Genomic DNA, 20,820 nt, shown 5'->3' on the forward strand with positions numbered 1-20,820 from the left:
CTATGGAAAATAATATGAAAGTATCAATGGGATGGATTATTCTTCTAATATTATTTGTCATGTTAAGTAAATACAATTTATATATTGGATTTTCATTGAAGATATATATGATTTTTTTAGTCATATATTTTTGTTTAACAATTAAAGACTTTCATATTCAAAAGTTATATTTTCATGAAGTTATATTTTTACTGTTTTATTTCATTTATTGTTTAAGCGGAATTCTTTCTATGTATTTAAATGCTAGTATTCGTATGATTTTTGGCGTGCTACTCGTTTTAGGATGCTATTTTATAATGAGAAATTTATTGGGGAATACTGAAATAGTGGTACTTGAATCATCTATTGCTTATGTAGGAATAGTATTTAATGTTGTAAGTCTACTACTCTATATAATCGGTTTACAATACTTTAGTTTATACGGTGGAGAAGAGAGAGAAATTTTTGCTGGATTATTAGTTGATAGAGGATATCCACGGTTAATTGGATTGCTAGATGATCCTAACATTTTTATTTTCTATAATACAATATTTTTTATGTACTATATGACGAATTTGCAAAATATCACTAACATCTTAGGGTTAATTTTATGTGTTACGACGAGTCTATTAACCTTTTCAAGAGGGGGAATATTAGCGCTTGTGCTTGTCATTTTTGTATATATATGTATGTCTAGTTTCGCTAAAAAAATAAAAATAATTATAAGTTTAGTATTGTTTAGTGTAGTTATTTTTAGTTTATCGAATAGTGTAATGGGGGGCCAATTAGATGACATATTAAATAAACGAATTTCTGATTTTTCCCATGATAATGGAAGTGGTAGATTTACATTATGGGAAGCTGCTTTTAAATATTATTTATCCAATCCATATATCGGAATTGGTGCGTTTAACTTCTCGAATTATTATGAGTATCAATTTAATGAAAAATTATATGTACACAATACATTTTTAGAAATTTTGTCTGAGTCGGGTACAATTGGTTTTCTTCTATATAGTGCGTTTTTATTCATATTAATGTTTAAGTTAGCGCAGCATACTTTGTTTCGTGAAAAACCATATCTTCTATTGACTATGATTGCATTTATATTTCAGATGATGTCATTGTCACTCATTATTAACGAAGCATTCTTTTTATTTTTAGCAGTTGTTGTGAAGTATATTTCAATATATGAAGGAAGGGGAAAGATAGATGGTAAAATGTCTATCAGCACATAACGAGCCGCCTTATGTTTCTGTAATAACACCTTCTTATAATAGTATACGATTTATAGGTGAGACAATTTTATCTGTACAGAATCAATCGTATGAAAACTGGGAAATGCTTATCGTTGATGACGGTTCAACCGACCAATCTGCCACAAAAATTAAAGATATAATAGAAGGAGACTCACGTATTAGGTTATTATCATTAAAACAAAATGTTGGTGCTGCTAAAGCTCGGAATTTAGCGATCCAAGAGGCGAGAGGAAGGTACATTGCCTTTTTAGATAGCGATGATATATGGTTGCCGCATAAATTGAAGACACAATTGTTATTTATGGAAGAAATGAATATTGCTTTTTCATATGCGTCGTATAGTTTAATTGATGAAAACGGTAATGAATTAAATCGTGAAGTGAGTGCACCAAAATCTGTTGACTATCATTATTTAGTAGGAAATACAATTATCGGTTGTTTAACAGTGATGATTGATCGTGAAAAAATTCCATATGTCGAAATGCCTAGTATACAGCCGGAAGATACAGCGTTATGGCTGAACTTATTACATGAAGGGTATGAAGCAAAAGGGATACAGCAAGTGTTAGCAAAATATAGAATTGTTACAAATTCTGTTTCTAGAAATAAAATTAGAGCAGCTTTCCGGTATTGGAAATTGTTAAGGGAACAAGAACGACTGAATTCGGTGCAAATTTTTTACTATTTTAGTAAGTATGCTTATCATGCTTATAAAAAAAATAAAATCAATGTAGTTGGGAAGACGCAATTATGAATATACTGTTGATGACAGATAAATTGATAACTGGCGGAGCCGAGAGCTATTTTTGTAAATTGGAAAGTAATTTGCGTTATGATGATTTTAAGATTTATACAGCTGCAGGTGATGGAGAACTATATGAATCTCTTACTAGAAAAGAAAATTTTATATTACTTAGTCGATGGAATCATTTGAGAAATATTTATTATTTACGAAACGAAATTTGTAAACGAAAGATAGAACTTATTCATGCAAATAGTTTGCGAATGGTATTATATGCTTTTCTAATTCAAAAGTTTATTAAAAAAAAGATGAAAATTGTTTATACGAAACATAATGTAACGATATTAGAAAAGAAAATGCCAACGCTTTTTCGTTATTTCATGAATAAATATGTGAACAATATTATTACAGTAAGTGAGTTTGAGAAGAATAATTTAATTTCAATTCATGTAGCAGAAGAAAAAATAAATACAATTTATAACGGTGTCGATATTGAAAAGTTTTTATTCCAGCAGAAAAAGAAAGAATCTACATATAAAATAGGGATATTAGCTAGATTATCCAAAGAGAAAAACCATCAACTATTTGTCAAAATTGCAAATGTGTTGAAAAAGAGAAATGATTTTATGTTTTATATTGCTGGTGATGGACCAGAGAAAGAATCGATTATGAAAGAAATAGAAAAATATGGATTACAGCAAAGGGTGAAGATGCTAGGGAATATTTCAGAGCCGCATGAGTTTATAGGGAATATGGACGCCTTACTTTTATTATCTTTTCGTGAAGTGTTTCCAATGGTAGTAATTGAAGCGATGGCTACAGGGACACCAATTGTTTCAATAGATGTTGGTGGAATACATGAAGCGGTAATAGATGGAGAGTCAGGTGTTTTGATATCTGAATATTGCGAATCGGAATTCGCAAGTGCGCTTGAGGAACTACAAGGGAATGAAGAAAAGGTAACTGCTATTAGATTGAAAGCACGAGAGAAAGCAATGAGATATTTCTCGTTAACTAAAATGATAGAGGAAACGAAAAATATATATGAATTAAACAAATGACCGAGTAGGTCGTTTGTTTTTTTTATTATAGAAACTTTTAAGAGACAACTCACATATTATATGAAAAAGGTAATATGAGGAGTGAATTTATTTTGTCAGAATATATTTCATCCCAAGAAGATTGTGCGCCAGAAAGTAGCGTTCACATTGATTGTTTTGGCGCAGTTCCAAACTCGGGAAATGATAGCTCATTAGCAATTCAGCAAGCTATTGATTATTGTGTAGCGAATCGAATTTCGACGGTTAGAATTACAGGGATAAATACGTACAAAATTGTAAAGCCGATTGTTATTAAATCAAACGTAAGATTAGAGTTGGATCCTACCGTAACACTGCAAATAGATGGGGATTTTAATGCATTTGAGCTACAAAGTAACGCTTCGATAGTTGGTGGTACTCTTCAAGTTATAAATCCATTGTTTCAATCTGCTGTTATTTATGTTTCTGGTTCACAACAAATCGAAGTACCTAATCAATCTGTTATATCAAATATAAATATAATAAATACAACTCCATCGTATAAAGGAAAAGCTATACATTTTTATTGTCAAAAGGCATGGGATTTTATTAGTTTCTTTCAAGTTAAATTTATTCAAATTAAAAACTTTCAAACTGCAATACATTTGAAGACAGAATATATAAATGATATCAATACACCTTGCTGGATTAACGCCAATGTATTTCAATCTATATTTATTGATGGATGTGTGTATGGGATTGAAGTAGATGGAAATAGTGATTTGCCAAATGAAAGTTCAGGAAATACGTTTCATGATATTCAAGTGCAATGTAGACAACAAACGGAAAAAGTAATTCGTTGTTCAGGTGCGTATAATACATTTGATTGTATGATCTGGGATACGTACCGGATGAGTAGTGAACAAATTGTTATTGAATTTTCTTCCAATTCTCATCGTAACTACCTTTTTTCAAATCTGCTTTCGACAACTATTGTAGATAAAGGACAATACAATGTTTGTAAGTCTACTTATGAAGAATCCCTACGAATTCAGTTACCTTTGACGTTAAATAGACCTCATTTAATAGGAAATCAAGATGATATTTTAGTAAATGCTCAGCAGAAATATAACGTTAAGCAAGTAAGTGGAAAAGTGCCGTACGGGGGAAATCTCACAAATTGCTTTAATTTAATAGATGAACAAAGTGTAAACTATATTGACGTTCCAGATAGTAATCCAGTTGTAATTGAAATGGATTTTACGAAAAAACCAATACAAATGTTAAATTGTTTTGGAATGTATTTTGGATGGGGAGAGAGCCCAAAGAAAATTAAAATTGAATATGCATTAAGTGCAACTGGAAGTTGGGTTATCGCGTTGGATATTCCATTAAATGTTGGCGATACAATTATATCGAATATGAAGGCCAGTCAGTTATATAAAGTTAGAATTACATTAAGTGGTTATTCTCAAGATCATAAACGTTTTCGAATTAATCGTATCTTTGCAAGATCTTCTATGGAAAATGGGAGTGCTTGGTTAGCGACGACTGGCGGAAGAATGTTTGGAGATATTGAAATAGAGGCAAGTAAAGGTATAATCATGAAGACTGCTAGTGGAGTGAAATGGAAAGTTACTATTAATGAAGCTGGCCAACTTATTACGACTAAGATAACTTGAGATGTTGTTTAATTGTATATCCTTGGACGAGTTACAACGTAGTGGGATATAGGTAATGAAAAAGAGATTGTAATTTGGTTTCAACCAAACTACAATCTCTTTTTTGTTTCAATTACTTCCACCAAATCCAAGTCCAAAGGTAATTTCGTACATTTCGAGGAGTAATGCGAATGAAGCGTTCACCGTCAAAGAAGCAATTTAAATTTGGAAGTGCTTCATCTGGATTTTCTGGAACAAAGGTGACGATGTTTTCGTTACTTGTAACGGTTACTGTAATTGGTGGGTCGGTAGGCGAGACTTGAAGTTGTAACGAAATATTGGCCGTATTTTTAAAGGGATTATTAACAGGGGGGCTTATCACTTGTACTGTGAATAACACGATAATTGTTTCGTTTGGTTCCAAATTAGTAGCGACTAGGAAACCGATATTCGGATTCGCTAGTGGAGAGCGTTCACCGTTAATAAAGACAGTGCCATTTATAAATTGTAAACCTGCTGGAATAGTATCTTGTAACGAAATATTTGAGAGTGAAATTTCAGAAGTATTTGTAATGCGTACCGTGTAATCAAAATATTGATTTAAATAAGCTGAGCTGACGGAAGCATTTTTCGTGACTGTTGCAGTTATAAATTGAACTGGTATACGAACGATATTTGAATTAACAATGAAAGTAATAATTGGATCCTGTGGTGTCAACTGAAAAGCAGCGGTAACTGTTGCAGAATTTATAATTGTACTGTTTGAAGGAATAGAAGTTGCGAGAACTTGAAATGTTATAGTTGCTACTGTACCTGCAGATAAAGAACCAATATTAATACCAGTGTCTGGACGAACATTTGGAACGGGAGTGCCGTTAATGGTTACGCTGTTTTCTATAAATGTTGTACCAGCTGGAATTGTGTCTATAACAGAAGTACTGATTGTAGGAATTGGGGAATGATTGAATACCGCTAATGTGAATGTAATGATATCTCCTATAACGACAATAGATTTGTCAGCTGTTTTTTCAATGTCAACCATCGGATCAACGACTGTCGTTGTAACGGTATTTGTTTGCTTTGTAATCGTAATAGGTGGTTGGATTGGACCGACAATAGGCGTATAGGAAATAGTAGCATCGTTATTGATTGTAGATTGAAGAGTAGAAGAGGGAATTGTCACTTGGAATGTAATAATAACAGATTCATTTGGAACAAGATTTCCTAACGTAATACCATTTTCCGGATTCGCATTAGGTTGATTGATTCCGTTAATCGTAACACTACCAATAACAAATGTCGTATCTGCTGGTGCTGTGTCTACTAAAAGAAGGTCTTCGATAATGATATTACCATTATTAGTAATCGTGATGGTATACGTTAAAGTTTGACCGGGTAAGGCACTTGTGAAATCAACAGCTTTTATCGCAATGACATTATCATTTTGGACAGTAGTTGTGACGGTGTTTGTTGTAGTCGTATTTGTAACAGGTACGTTATTTGGGTTGACTATATAGTTAAAAGTAGTAATTGCGTTGTTGTTTAGTTCATTTGGTGTTGGAATAGAAGTCACAGTTACTTGGAATGAAACGATAGCATCTCGACCAATAGTTATAGTACCAATTGGTATGCCGCTTACTGGATTCACTCCTGGAAGAGTTTCTCCGTTTACAATGACGCTATTTTCTATAAACGTAGTACCTTGAGGAATAATATCTTGAATGATTACATCATTTACTGTAACATTACCGGTTTGATTTAGTGTAATCGTATACGTTAACGTATCACCAACCGTTGCAAATGCAAGGTCAACAGCTTTATCACTATTCAAATTCGCATGATTAATTTCTGTTAAAGCAGCTGATGAAATAATAGTTTCGGTAATAGGTGGTCGATTTGGTACCGTGTATTCATATTCAATTGTACTCGTGTTAGAGATTGGATTTGTTTGTGGAATCGAAGTAACCCGTACTTGGAATAGAACAGTTGCTGTCGTATTAGGCGGAATGTTATCAATTTGTATACCGTTAAGTGGATTGTCATTTGGCCGAGCGTTGCCGTTCACGATAACACTATTCTCTATAAAGCTCGTATTTGCTGGGATGATATCTGTAACAATAATGTTTTCTACTTGTATATTCCCATTGTTTGTAATGGAAATAGTGTAAGGGATGATAGTTTGTAAGTCAGCATATTGGATAGGTGTTGTTTTTGTCGCAATTACATTAGCGGAAATAACTTCAGTGAAGGTAATATTGCTAGTCGATATTTGTTCTTCCACGTTTATTGTATAACGAGAAGTTGATTGATTTTGAACATGACCGCTAGCAGGAAGAGCTACGACGGTAACAGAAAACGTGACTGGGATAGAAATGTTAGGAGCAATCGTTCCCACAAGTATACCTACACTTGGGTTGGCGTTAAGCTGAGGAATGTTATTTACTAAAACGCTACCGTCAATAAAGGTTGTTCCATCAGGTATATTGTCTGTAAATACAACAGCAGTGGCATCCGTATTCCCTGTATTCGTTAAAGTTGTTGTATAAGTTAAAATGTCACCAATCGTTACAGAGGTTAAATCAACAGTTTTAAGTGAAACGATATCAGCATCATTAATTTGAACGAAAGTAGTATTGGAAGTAGTAGATTTTTGAATTGGTGCAAAGTCAGGATTGAAAATAAAGTCGTAGGCGATGTTTGCAGTATTAGGTGTTGGATTTACAGTAGGTAAATTCGTAACGGAAACTTGGAATGTTATTGTAGCCATTTGACCTGCTGCGACATTAGGAATGGAAAAGCCGATATTCGGATCTGCTGCAGGAAGTACAGTATTATTAACTATTACACTTCCTGGAATAAATACTGTTCCATCTGCTATAGTATCTGTAAAAAAGATGGAGTTAGTTGTAGCCGATCCATTATTTTGAATGAATACTGTATATTCAATGGTTTCATCAATAGTAGCTAATACAGTATTAGCAGATTTTGTAGCAATAAGAATAGCATCAATAAATTGTATGTTTGTAGCATTGGAAGAGGTCGTTTCTGAAATTGGTGGTGTGCTTGGGTCTGGTCGATACTCATAGTGAATGACGGCGATATTATTAATGTTATTTTGTGGCGGTATAGAAACTACGCTTACTTGGAACGTAACAATAATCGTATTATTTGGAAGAATTATATCAAGATTGATACCGGTAATTGGATTTTCGTTAGGTCTTGGTACGCCATCTACAAGAATGCTATCTGGAACGAATGTGGTGCCAGAAGCAATTGCGTCAAGTAGGAGAGTATTTGTAATAGGTATTGTACCGGCGTTTGTAACTGCGACTGTATATGTGATGATTTGACCGATACGTGTAATGGATCTGTTAGCGGATTTAATTGCACTAACATTTGCCGTTCGCACTTCAGTATTTACTGCATTTGATAACGATCTACGCTGAATAATTGGAGAACTAGGGTCAATTTGGTATTCGTACGAAGTGTCTGAAATATTAATGACTGTATTGCCCTCTGGTATATTTGTAAGTTGTACTTGGAATGAAATAGTGACTGTTTCATTTGGTTGTATCGTGCCGAGAGTTACTCCGTTTTCAGGATTCACGCCAGGCTGAATTACATTATTTATTGCTAAGCTATCTTCAATGAATATAGTACTTTCTGGAATGTTATCAATGAACACGATATTGTTAGCCGGAACGGTTCCTATATTTTGAAGTGTATTTGTGTAGGTAATCATTTGCCCGATTGATACGAAATTTACATCCGCACTTTTAACAGAAATAATATTTGCATTTTGAAGTGATGTTGTAACAATGTTAGAATTTGCAGAGCGATTTACTGGTGGGGCTGTAGGAATACTTACATATTGGTAAGTTGCTGAAGATTGATTTACAATTTCAGTTTCATTCGGTGGATTATTTGTTTGCACTTGAAATAGTATCGTTTTGGAACTGTTTGCTGGAATTGTTCCAATCGGTATTCCGTTTTCAGGATTTACACCTGGCTGAAGGACACCATTAATTGTGACACTATCGGGAACGAATGTAGTCCCAGCAGGGATAGAATCTGTGAAATTAATATTTATTGCGTCAACATTACCGATATTTTTCACTTCAGAAATATAAAGTATAGTTCCACCGATATCTACAGTTGTTGGATTGGATGTTTTTGTAATTGCCAATTGTGCTTGCACGAAATTTGTAATAACGATATTACTAGTAGATGTTTCAGTAATAGGCGGTTGCCCTGGGTATGGTTGGATTGTATATGTTGTATTGGATTGATTTGTAATCGATTCTTGGGAGAATGAATCGTTAATAAGAATTTGGAACGAAATAAGGTGAGTAGCGTTTGCTGCTAAAGTAGGTAAAGTAACACCTACATTTGGATTGGCATCAAGTATAGTTGTTCCGTTAAGTGTAAAACTATTTTCTACGAATGTAGTATCTTGGGGGATCGTATCTGAAAATATGAGATTAGTAGCTGGAATATTTCCGGTATTTTCTAGTGTTATTGTGTAAGTCAAAATATCACCTGTTGTTGCTTGCTGTGCATTGACTGCTTTTAAAGAAAGGATAGTCGCATCCGAAATTTGTGTGAAAGCAGGATTAGACGTAATTGTTCGAGAGATGATAGGAGCAGTTGGATCGGCGATAAAAGTATAGTCAATACGGGCTGTATTAGAAATTGGGTTTACGCTTGGAATAGATTGAACGATAACCTGGAATGTTACAGTGACGATTTCTGACGGTGTGATGGAGTTTAATGGTATTCCTACGTTAGGATCAGCATCTGGAACGGAAACGCTATTAATAGTTACGCTATTCGGAATAAAGGCAGTTCCTTCGGGGACCAAATCTGTTAAAGTAACTGTATTTGCAGTAGTATTTCCGTTATTTTGAACGACTACTGTGTAAGTGATTGTACCGTCAGTAGATTGTACGAGAGAATCTGTACTTTTAATTACGGATAATGATGCATCAACAACAGCTGTATTAACCGTATTAGACGAGGATGTTGCTGTAACAGGAGGTTGACTTGGATCGACAATATACGTGTAACTTGTAAGTGCTTGATTTATAATTGCTCCTTGTGGTGGAATAGAACTTGCAAGAAATTGGAACGTAATAGTAGCGGAATCACCTGGTGCGATAATACCAACGGGAATACCGAGAGTTGGACTTGCATCTGGAAGTGAAATCCCGTTGAGCGTAACACTATTTGGAACAAATAATGCTCCTTCAGGAACTCCGTTAATGAGTAATACAGAGTTTGCAGGGAAGTTTCCAGTATTCGTTAATGTTGCTGTATACGTAATTACATCCCCGATAGACACAATTGAACGATTTGCTTGTAAAACAGTTGTAACAGTCGCGTTATTAATTTGTGTTGAAGCGCTATTAGAATTTATCGTGCCTGTAACAGGAGGAGAGGCCGGATCAACGATGAATGTGTATTGAATAGATGCTACGTTTGTAATCGGATTTGAAGGTGGAGTTGATGTAACTATGACTTGGAAAGTAACGGTTAAGGAACTATCCGAGCTAATTGTTCCGATATTCACTCCGTTATTTGGATTTGCACCTGGAATGGTACTTCCATTTACAGCAAAACTATTTTCAACAAAGGTTGTTCCTGCTGGAACTGGGTCTGAGAAATTTACATTCGTAGCGTTTGTATTGCCGCTATTTTGAATCAAAACTGTATAAGTGATCGTATCTCCAATATTTGCAAAGGCTGTATTAGCAGTTTTTACAGCTGAAAGTATTGCTGTATTAATAGAAGTAACGAAGACATTCGTTTCCACATTGCCAGGTTGAGCCAGTAATGCATTGCCTACGTTATATTGGAAGTTAACAAATCCTAAGTTTTGGAGTTCAGGTGTGAACGTTGTTGGATTACTTACGATTTGTACTTGGAATATGATTGTAACAGTTTGATTTGGATTGATTGTATTTATGCCAACACCGTTAATAATCGAAGCGGATGGTAATGGAGTGCCATCAACAATAACTGATCCTGCAACAAATTGTGTCCACGATGGTAAAGGGTCTGAGAATATAGCGTTGTTAGCAGGAATATTGCCTGTGTTCGTAATAGTCGTTGTATACGTAATCGTATCACCAATCGTTGCAAAAGTTTTATCTCCTATTTTAATAGTATTTAAAATAGCACTTTCAATTTTTGTTGTAACGTTGTTAGAAATAATATTTTTTGAAACTGGGGGATTAGCTGGATTAACGATATGTTGAAAGCTAACGCTAGCTTGATTAGTAATTGGATTTATAGGCGGAATTTCATTGGCGATAATGTTAAATGCTACGATGACAGATTCGTTTGGCGCGATATCACCGATTGGAACGCCTGTAATGATATCTGCATTTGGGATGCTAGTTCCGTTCAGTGTAAAGCTATTTGGTTCAAAGGAAGTTCCGTCTGGAATAAGGTCGGTAAAAATAACATTCGTTGCACTTACATTTCCGCTATTTGTAATTGTAACGGTGTAGGTAATATCCTGCCCGATATCTACCGTAGATACATTTGAATTTTTTTGTGCAGTAAGGATAGCGCTATTAATTTGTGTTGTCGTTGTATTAGATTGATTGGAAGTTGTAATAAGTGGCTGGCTAGGATCAACGACATAATGATATGTGGTAGAAGCAGAGTTAGAAATGGGATTAAGTGTTGGAAGTGTAATAACAGTTGCTTGGAATGTAACGATTGCCGTATTACCAGCATTAATGGAACCAATATTTACACCAGTTGATAAATCGGCGTTTGGAATGATTTGCCCATTAGCTGTGAAACTATTTGGAACGAAACTTAAATTGCTATCAAGAATATCGATAATAGTTACATCAGTTGCGGTCACATTTCCGGTATTAGGAAGGTTAAGTGTAAATGTTATTGTATTACCAACATCCGCAAAAGTAAGATCTGCTGTTTTGGTGCTAATAATAGTTGCGTTGTTTATTTGAAGGAGTGTAGTGTTGGAAGTAGCTGCACTTGAAACGGGAGGATTAACAGGATCAACAGTAAATTCATACGTCGTTGATGCTGTATTTGGTGCTGGGTTACTAGGGGGAATATTGTTTACTGTAACTTGAAAGACGATACTATATATTTCATTTGGTGGAAGTGTTGCAAGTAATACACCTGTATTTGGATCCGCGTTAGGTTGTAAAACGCCATCGATAGTTAATGTGTTAGGAACAAATGTGAGTCCACTTGGTAATGCATCTGTGAATACAATATTAGTTGCATCGGTATTGCCTACATTGGTAATAGAAGTAGTATAAAAAGCAGTTTGCCCGATATCTGCAAAGGATACACTTTCATTTTTCGTCATAGACAATATTGCTTCGTTAATTTGGGTTGAAACAGGATTACTAATTGAAGTTTCTGCATCAGGCGGTGAGACTAATTGATACGATGTTGATGAGAAATTTACAATTGGGTTTTGGGTTGGTAATGATGTTACAGTAACTTGGAACGAAACTGTTACTGTAGTCCCGGCTGTTATTGTCCCAATATTCACACCGTTCGATGGATCCGCCCCACTTTGAGGAACTCCATTAATAGAAAATGTGTTTGCAATAAATGTAGTGACGCTTGGCACTGTATCTGTAAATATAACATTTTGTGCAGATGAGTTTCCATTGTTTGTTAAAACGACAGTATAAGTGAGTGTGTCTCCAATACGACTAAAGGATTTATCGACTTGTTTTAATGAAAGAATGTTAGCTGTATTAATCGTAGTAAACACTGTGTTTGAAGTAACGTTTCTTGAAACGATCGGTGCATTTGGATCAGCGATAAATGTGTAAGAAGCAGTAGCGGAATTGGCTACAGGATTTTGGTTTGGTGTAGAAGTAGCAGTAACTTGAAATGCGATAGATATTGAGTTGTTAGGAGCAATTGATCCGATTGTTATACCTGTATTAGGATCGAGTTCGATGTGTGTACTGCCATTGATTGTGACACTATTCGGAATGAACGTTGTGCCGTCTGGAATAAGATCAGTGAAAGTAATATTCGTTGCATTTGTATTGCCATTATTCGTTAGAATGGTTGTATAGGTAATGGTATCACCTAGTGTTACAATTGTTTGATCGACCGATTTTACCATCGTTATCATAGCATCTAGTACCGGGTTTGTAACGATATTCGTTGAAGTAGAAGTTGTAATAGGAGTTCCGTTTGGATCGACAGTATAAGAATATAAAATTGTGTCATTACCCATAATCGAACTTGAAGGGGGAACAGAAAGAACATTTGCTTGGAAAGTAACGGTTACTGTTTCACCAGGAGCGATATTTGGTATAGTTACTCCAAGTGCTGGTTGCGCACCAGATTGCTGAATCCCATTTATTTTGACTGAGTTTGGTATAAAGGTAGTGTTGGCTGGAATTGCGCTCGTGAACGTTATATTCGTTGCAGTCGTATTTCCTGTATTTGTAATAGTTGTTGTATACGTAATCGTATCTCCAACAGAAATGATAGATTTATCAACGCTTTTTTGGGTCGTTAATATTGCACTATTAATTGTTGTCGAAACAGCATTAGATACGTTCGTTTGTGTTACGGCAGGTTGGCTAGGATCAACTACATGTGCAAATTGTACAGAACTAAAATTAGAAATTGGATTTATACTTGGAATGTTTGTAACAAGTACGTTGAGAGTAATCACGGCCGTTCCATTTGGGTTTATATTTCCAATCTGAATCCCTTTAGATGGATTTCCGATTTGCTGTGTACCAGAATCGTTTGTAAGAGTGCCAGATATGAATGTCGTCCCATCAGGTAAAGTATCCGTGAAAATTATATTTTGTGAAGTGACATTTCCAGGGTTACTTAATGTAATTGTATAAGAAATTGTATCACCAATCGTTGCGAAAGTTTTATCTACAGATTTGATTGCCACAATTTCCCCAGAATTTATTTGTGTCGAAACAGAATTAGATGTCGTATTTCGTGAAACAAGTGGTAAATTAGGTCCTGTCATAAATTTATAATCAATAGAAGCGCCGTTTACAACCGGTGAGTTTGGTCCGCCTGGTCCAATTGTGAAAATTGGATTTGGAATGCTAACTACTTGCACACGGAAGGTAACATTTATAAAATCTCCTGCAATAATATCTCCAATTGGTATCCCGTTAGCTGGATTTACTCCAGGTAATAAAACTCCGCCTACTCGAACGCTATCTTCTATAAATACTGTGTTATTTGGAATCGGATCTGTAAAAATGATATTCGTAGCAGTTGTGTTTCCTACATTTTCTAATAAAACTGTATACGTTAAAAATGAATTTCCAGGTGCTATGTCAGAAAATAGCCGATCCACACTTTTCGTTGCTTGAATAATCGCTTCGTTAATTTGAACTAAAGTTGGATTACTTGTAGCTGTTTCTGTCACCGGCGGCTGGGTAGGATCAACAATGATCGAGTATGTCGTGCTAGACTGGTTCAAAGTTGGATTTGTAACTGGTATTGAGCCAACGATAGCTTGAAAGCTAATTGTTGTCGTTCCTCCAACTGGAATTGAGTCTAAAGAAATCCCGCTATCTGGTCTAAATCCAAGTTGTGGGATGGTATTAATTTGTACGCTATCAGGAACGAATGAAAGTTCAGGTGGTAATATATCGATAAAAACAGGTGTGTTTGCGGCAGTATTTCCGCTATTGGTGAGGGTAGTTGTATACGTAATTGTATCTCCAACAGCAGCAAAAGCACTGCTTGCAGTTTTTGTTGCGATAACAGAAGCAGTATTTACTTGTGTAAAGGTTTTATTAGATTGAACTGTTCGTGAAACTGGCGGTTCATTTATATCTACAATAAAGCTATATTGAAGCGATGATTTATTCAGGATTGGATTAGGGTTTGGAAGTGTTGTAATGTTTACTTGAAAACTGAGTGTAGCAGATGCATTTGAATTCAAGTTACCAATATTGATACCGTTTTGTGGATTTGCATTCGGAACGGCTACACCATTTATCTTAAAACTATTTGGGATAAAGATAGTACCGTTTGGAATTGTATCAGTAAAAATAATGTTGTTCGCAGTAGTATTTCCGTTGTTTGTAACAGCTGAAGTGAATGTAATTGTATCACCGATTGTAGCAAAAGTTGTACTGGCGCTTTTATTTATTACTAAAGTAGCGTCAATAATTGGTGTAACTGTTGTATTTGTTACAGTGCTACCAACAGCAGGAGATTGGTTTGGATTTACGGTATATTCATAATTTACAAGAGCATTATTTGTTAATGTGCCACTAGGTGGTATCGCTAAAATTTGTGCTTGAAAAGTAATGAATACAGTATCTCCTGGCGAAATATCTGCCAAGTGAACACCAAGTGATGGATCTAATCCTGGTTGTGAAACATTATTGATCGTTACGGAGTTTTGGATAAATGAAGCTCCTGCGCCAAGCCCATCTGTTAAAACAGTTGCACTAGCAGGGATATTACCTGTATTTGTTACTGCAATCGTATAAGTAACAATATCACCAATTGCAGCTGTCGGTGTATTCACAGACTTAGTAGCGACAATAGTAGCGTTATTAATTTGAGTTGTTATTACGTTACTTAACGTATTGGCGGATGCTGGAGGTAAGTTAGGATCTACGACATACTGGTACGTTGTATTATTTTGGTTCGGGATTGGATTTGGATTCGGGATAGAATTTACTTGTACTTGGAATGAGATGATTGTATTTGCATTCGGATTTATTGGGTCGATTGCAATTCCGCTTGCTGGATTGACATTAGGCAGTGTATTCCCATTTACAGTAACACTATTAGGAATAAACGATGTTCCGTTTGGAATTACATCTGTAAATATTACATTTGATGCAAGTGTGTTCCCGTTATTCGTTAAAGTAGTCGTGTACGTAATAATATCATTTACGTTAGCAAACTGTTTATCTGCAGATTTAGTAGCGGCAATTGAGGCGTTATTAATAGTTGTCTGTACAGTGTTAGAAGCAACCATCTGCATCACAGCAGGTTTGGATGGATCATACGTATATTGGAATGTTGTGCTTGATTGATTTGTAATTGGGTTTACAGCAGGGATAGTTGGTACAAAAACTTGAAATGCAACGGTGCGTGATGAATTCGCTCCTATCGTACCAATTGAAATGCCAGTGGCAGGATTTGCGTTAGCTACAGGGACATTATTAATCGTTACAGTATTAGGAATGAAGAGGGTACCCGCTGGAATGATATCTGTAAACGTTACATTAGCAGCAGAGATATTCCCGTTATTTGTTAAAATAGTTGCATATAGTATGACATCACCAACATCAGCGAAGTTTGTGCTTGTGAGTTTTGTAGCAACGATATTAGCAGTATTAATTTGTGTAGTTACTATATTGCTAGCAGTGTTTCTAACGAGAGCAGGTAAGTTTGGATCAGCGATAAAGCTATATTGAAGTGAAGCGCTGTTTTGAATTGGGTTTGGTGAAGGTAGCCCATTTGCACTTATTTGAAAAACAATCGTTGTAAAACCACCTGAAGGAATGGAGCCGACTTGAAGACCGGTACTAGGGTCTGCACTTTGTTGTAAAGTACCACCTATAAAAATACTATTTGGTACGATAGTGGAGCCATTAGGGATTATATCGGTAACAATAACATTATTTGCTGTAGTATTTCCAAGATTAGCTAAAGAAATTGTATATGTGATTGGTTGCCCGACATCGGCGATAGTTAAATCTACTTCTTTGACAATCACTACATTTGCTAAATTAATTTGTGTACTTACAGTATTACTTACAGATGTTTCTATAGTTGGTGGATCGCCCGGATTTAGAATAAAGCTATACTGTGTACTAGATGAATTTAATGTTGGGTTTTGTGTTGGTAAAGAGGTGACGGTTACTTGATAAGAGACAGTAAGTGAGCCATTAGCAGCAATGGAAGGTAGTGGAACACCTATATTTGGATCTGCGTTATTTTGGAGTACACCATTAATAAGAAAAGTGTTTGGGATAAAGGTAGTACCGTCTGGATTCGTATCTACGAAAGTAGGACTATCAGCAGAAACACTTCCTGCATTCGTCAAAGTAACAGTATAAGTTAATATATCCCCTACGGTAGCGAACGCTCGGTCCACTGTTTTGGCTGAAATGACATTTGCATCGTTTACTTGAGTAAATGTAGTAGTTGAAGTAGTGCTCTTACTTACAGGTGAAGCGTTTGGATCAACGATAAAGTTATAGGAGATGGAAGCGCTATTTGAAATAGGGTTTGGATTTGGAATGCTAGTTATTACTACTTGGAATGAAGCTGTAATTGTAGTATTAGCATTGATGCTACCAATATTGATGCTAGCTGGTGTAACGCCTGGCTGAGTAACACTGTTAACTATAACGCTGTTTGGGACAAAGGCGGTTCCATTCGCAATTGAATCAGATAGTAATATATTGTTCGCTGCAACATTTCCATCGTTCGTAAGAGCGAAGGTGTAAGTTAATACATCGCCAACTTCCGCAAACGTTTTATCTACAGATTTATTAACATGGAGATTTGCTAGTCTAATTGTTGATGTAACAGAATTAGAATTTGCTGTTTTTGAAGTCGGTGGCAAACTTGGATTTACAGTATATAGATAAGAAGCGAAGGCGTTATTAATGATAGGATTTTGGGTCGTAATATTGATGACTGTTACTTGGAAAGAAAGGGTAACAGTAGCCCCACCAGGAATTGTGCCGATAGGTAAAGCAACGAGAGAATCTACATTTTGTAAAACTCCGTTTAGTGTTACAGTACCAGGAGTCAATATCGTTCCGTTTGGAAGTGGATCTGTTAGTTGCACGTTATTAGCGGCTGTATTTCCACTGTTTGTAATAAGGATTGTATAACTTATTGTTTCGCCAATTGTAGCAAATTGTTTATTTGTTGATTTTGTTAATGTTACATTCGCATTGTTAATTTGAGTGGAAACGAGATTCGAAGAAATATTTTTTGTAACAGGTGATTGGCTAGGATTGACAGTGTATTGATAAGAAGCGCTTGATCCGTTAGATACGACATTTGACGTGGGTATTGTGTTTACTACTACTTGAAATGCAACATTTTTTGTTGTGCCGCTTGTTATGGATCCAATGTTCACGCCGGTAGCGGGATTTGCACCCACTTGTGTCGTGCCATCTATTGTTAAACTGTTTAGAACGAAAGTTGTTCCAGTAGGGATGACATCTGTAAAAATAACATTGTTCGCATTTGTATTACCTGTACCTGTAAAGGAAACGGTGTACGTTAGTGTATCACCAATATCTGCAAAATTTTTATCTACTGCTTTCGTCATTGTTACAGTAGCATTATTCACTTGAGTGGAGACAATATTTGTCGTATCAGTCCCACTTACTGCTGGTTGATTAGGTACAGGAATGTATTGATATGTTGTTGTTCCACTATTTAATATTGGGTTTGTTTGAGGGATAGAAGGAACGAGCACTTGGAATGAAATAGTAGTAGTGGAATTTGCGGCAATTGAACCAATTGTTATACCATTAGCGGGATTTGCGCCAGCTTGAGTAACTCCGTTCACAGTTACACTCCCTGGAATGAAAGTAGTCCCGCTAGGAATCGGATCCGTATATATAACATTTGTTGCAGCGATATTTCCTATATTAGCTAAGGCAATACTGTAAGTTAATGTTTCACCAATATCGGTAAAAAGTTTGTTAACTGATTTTGTTCCATTAATATCTGCAAGGTTAATTTGTGTTCCAGCAGAGTTACTTGTTGCAAGACCATTAAAAGTTGTTCCTCCGGCGATTGGTGTATATTGAAATGTAATATTAGCAGTGTTAGAGATAGGATTTTGACTTGGAAGAGAAACGACAGTAGCTTGGAAAGTTACTATACGAGAAGCACCATTATTAATTGTTCCAAGAGATATACCAGCCGCAGGATTTGCATTTGTTTGTGGTACGTTATCTACTGTTACAGTGCCGGGTATAAAAGAAGTACCATTAGGGAGACTATCTATAAAAATAGCGTTATTGGCAGGAAGAAGCCCGGTGTTAGGGATAGTAACTGTATAAGTGAGAATATCTCCAATTGCAGCAACACTTTTATTTACGCTTTTCGTTGCTTGTATATTTGGGGAGTTTATATTAATTTGTAAGCCGACTGTATTTAACATATATGCATCTCCGTTAGTAGTTAAACGGATTGCAGCGGATACTTGTGAGTTTGTTAAATAAGGAGAAATATCAATAGAAGTAATATCCCAGCCCTGTCTTCCTGCTGAGATGTTTGTACCTGTAGAAGCACTTTGATTTCGCGTTCCAAATGTCCCAGTTGTATCTAAGTTTCCTGCAGCATTATTAACTTGAGAACCGAAGAAATTATTTATGGCATTATTTGGTCCAGATAAAGCATTTAATGAACTGAAATTTGGTCCAAATAAAGCTTGATCCCCGGTTAAATCTGCATCTCCTTCGGTAGAACTTAAAAATAATCTCCCGCTTACTGGTCCTCCTGAAGGTGTTAAAAATCCAGAAACAGATACATCGGCACTACCAGTTTCTGCAGAAACACGGTTACCAGCTACATAAATGGTTAAGTTTCTTGCTGGCAATGTCCCGTTTTGATAAGCGACGATAAGCGTCCATCCAGCCGAATTAATTGTTCCATTAGAAGCATCTATAGGATCTACAAGTCCAGGAACCGCTCCTGTAGTATAGGAACCAGCACCTCCCGCTTGAATAAGAGTTGTTACGTCTGCTGAACGAGTGTAAAAGCCAAATGTAATAGAGTTTGAAACGAAAGTTTGATTTGAAGCCGTAACAGCTGAAGGAGTAATCGAGTATGTTGAAATAGGTGTTGTAAAAGAAACTGGGTTTCCTAATACACTCGTAATGTTTTGATCACGAGATAAATAGTTTCCACCCCAAACGAGTTCTGCGTAAAGAATAGTACTACCAGCAGGGATATTTAAAATAGCGGTAGAACTATTTTGTGTATAGTTTAATGTTGTACCAGCAGGAAAAGTAGTTACTTGTAAAGCAGTATTCGTAGTTGCGAATGCACCAATTGCCCCGATTGTACCAGCCCGGTTTTGATTGCTGATTTTACTTAAGCCTAAAGTATTACCTGTAATAGCGAGTGCGCCGTTAGTGGTGGTAGAAAATCGATTCGTAATGGGCATGTTGTCACCTCATTTACAATATAGTCTTGGTCAAAATAACATATGTGTGTGACAAATAAAGGGAAACATGTACAAGTTGATTTCGTAATAATGATTTAAATGTCTAGATAAGGGGATGGAGTATGAGTGAATTAGAAATTAGGTTGGAGCGTCTTAGGGAAGAACAAATAGGCGATATTGTATCATTATCTTCTTATATTGGTTGGGATTATAACAGAGAAGAAATTGAGACTATTTTTAACGCAGGGATTGTATACGGTGTTTGGAATGAGAAAGAGGAACTAATTGCTAGCGTGGCAATAATATTATATGGGGAGAAATTAGCATCTATCGGAATGGTGATTGTACATCCAGATTATAAGGGGAGAGGGATTGGAAAGATAATAACGGAAGCGTGCGTTAAAAGCGTATCAGCTCATACTCCAATTATGCTTATTGCTACGGATGAAGGGAAACCTTTATATGAAAAGTTAGGATTTAGGGCAGTAAGTTATGTTTCTAAATACATATGTAACTCATACAATGCGAAACATTATTGTGTAAGAAATGAAGATTATGTGATGAATTATGAAGAGGGTGATTTAGAAAAAATAATAAAAATAGATGAATATGCGTTTGGAACAAATAGAAAAGAGTTTTTAAAGAAAAGAATTATGCAAAGTGAACAGTGTATCGTTGTAAAGGACAAGGAACAAAATGTATTAGGTTACGGTTTAAGCATACAAACACCAGAAAATAAGATAATAGGGCCGGTTGTTGCTAAAAATGATGAGATGGCAATGAGAATTGTAGATGATTTAGCAAAAGGGCATAATGGTAAATTAAGAATTGATGTACTAGAAGGAAAGAAAGATTTCATGAAAGTATTAGAGATTGCTGGTTTTAAAAAGGTGAATACACCACCAATTATGATGAAAAATAGCGGTCAATTATTAAAAAGGAATAATGAGTTATATAGCATTGCAGCACAAATTTTTGGGTGAAAAAGAATCCT

At 35.7% G+C, this 20,820-nt stretch carries 6 protein-coding genes; 5 read left to right on the forward strand and 1 reads right to left on the reverse strand.

Features of this window, described 5'->3' with window-relative positions; genetic code table 11:
• Positions 1 to 2 precede the first annotated feature (2 nt).
• The 4 genes from V7S45_RS07825 (at position 3) to V7S45_RS07840 (ending at position 4,681) form a co-directional block, all read left to right on the forward strand.
• Positions 3 to 1,217 carry an O-antigen ligase family protein gene (locus V7S45_RS07825; protein WP_000429868.1) on the forward strand — a complete coding sequence of 405 codons (1,215 nt, stop codon included), beginning with the start codon at positions 3 to 5 and terminating at the stop codon, positions 1,215 to 1,217.
• Complete coding sequence (locus tag V7S45_RS07830) at positions 1,192 to 1,992, forward strand: glycosyltransferase family 2 protein (RefSeq protein ID WP_000237682.1); 801 nt, start codon at positions 1,192 to 1,194, stop codon at positions 1,990 to 1,992. Before V7S45_RS07825 ends, V7S45_RS07830 begins: the two co-directional genes overlap by 26 nt.
• The gene (locus V7S45_RS07835) at positions 1,989 to 3,041 is read left to right on the forward strand and encodes a glycosyltransferase family 4 protein (RefSeq protein WP_025688378.1); all 1,053 of its coding nucleotides are present in this window, start codon (positions 1,989 to 1,991) and stop codon (positions 3,039 to 3,041) included. Before V7S45_RS07830 ends, V7S45_RS07835 begins: the two co-directional genes overlap by 4 nt.
• A gap of 92 nt (positions 3,042 to 3,133) precedes the next feature.
• A complete protein-coding gene (locus V7S45_RS07840) occupies positions 3,134 to 4,681 on the forward strand; it encodes a hypothetical protein (protein WP_342761721.1) in 1,548 nt (515 codons plus the stop codon).
• Between the two features lie 112 nt (positions 4,682 to 4,793).
• Here V7S45_RS07840 and V7S45_RS07845 read toward each other — a convergent pair whose 3' ends face one another.
• A complete protein-coding gene (locus V7S45_RS07845) occupies positions 4,794 to 19,826 on the reverse strand; it encodes a cell surface protein (protein WP_342761722.1) in 15,033 nt (5,010 codons plus the stop codon).
• 122 nt (positions 19,827 to 19,948) lie between these two features.
• Between V7S45_RS07845 and V7S45_RS07850 the strand changes: the two genes are divergently transcribed.
• Positions 19,949 to 20,809 (forward strand): GNAT family N-acetyltransferase, encoded by an 861-nt coding sequence (locus V7S45_RS07850; RefSeq protein ID WP_088344862.1) that lies wholly within the window; start codon positions 19,949 to 19,951, stop codon positions 20,807 to 20,809.
• Positions 20,810 to 20,820: the final 11 nt, after the last annotated feature.

The sequence above is a fragment of the Bacillus sp. BR3(2024) genome (assembly GCF_039134555.1).
Lineage (GTDB): Bacteria > Bacillota > Bacilli > Bacillales > Bacillaceae_G > Bacillus_A > Bacillus_A cereus.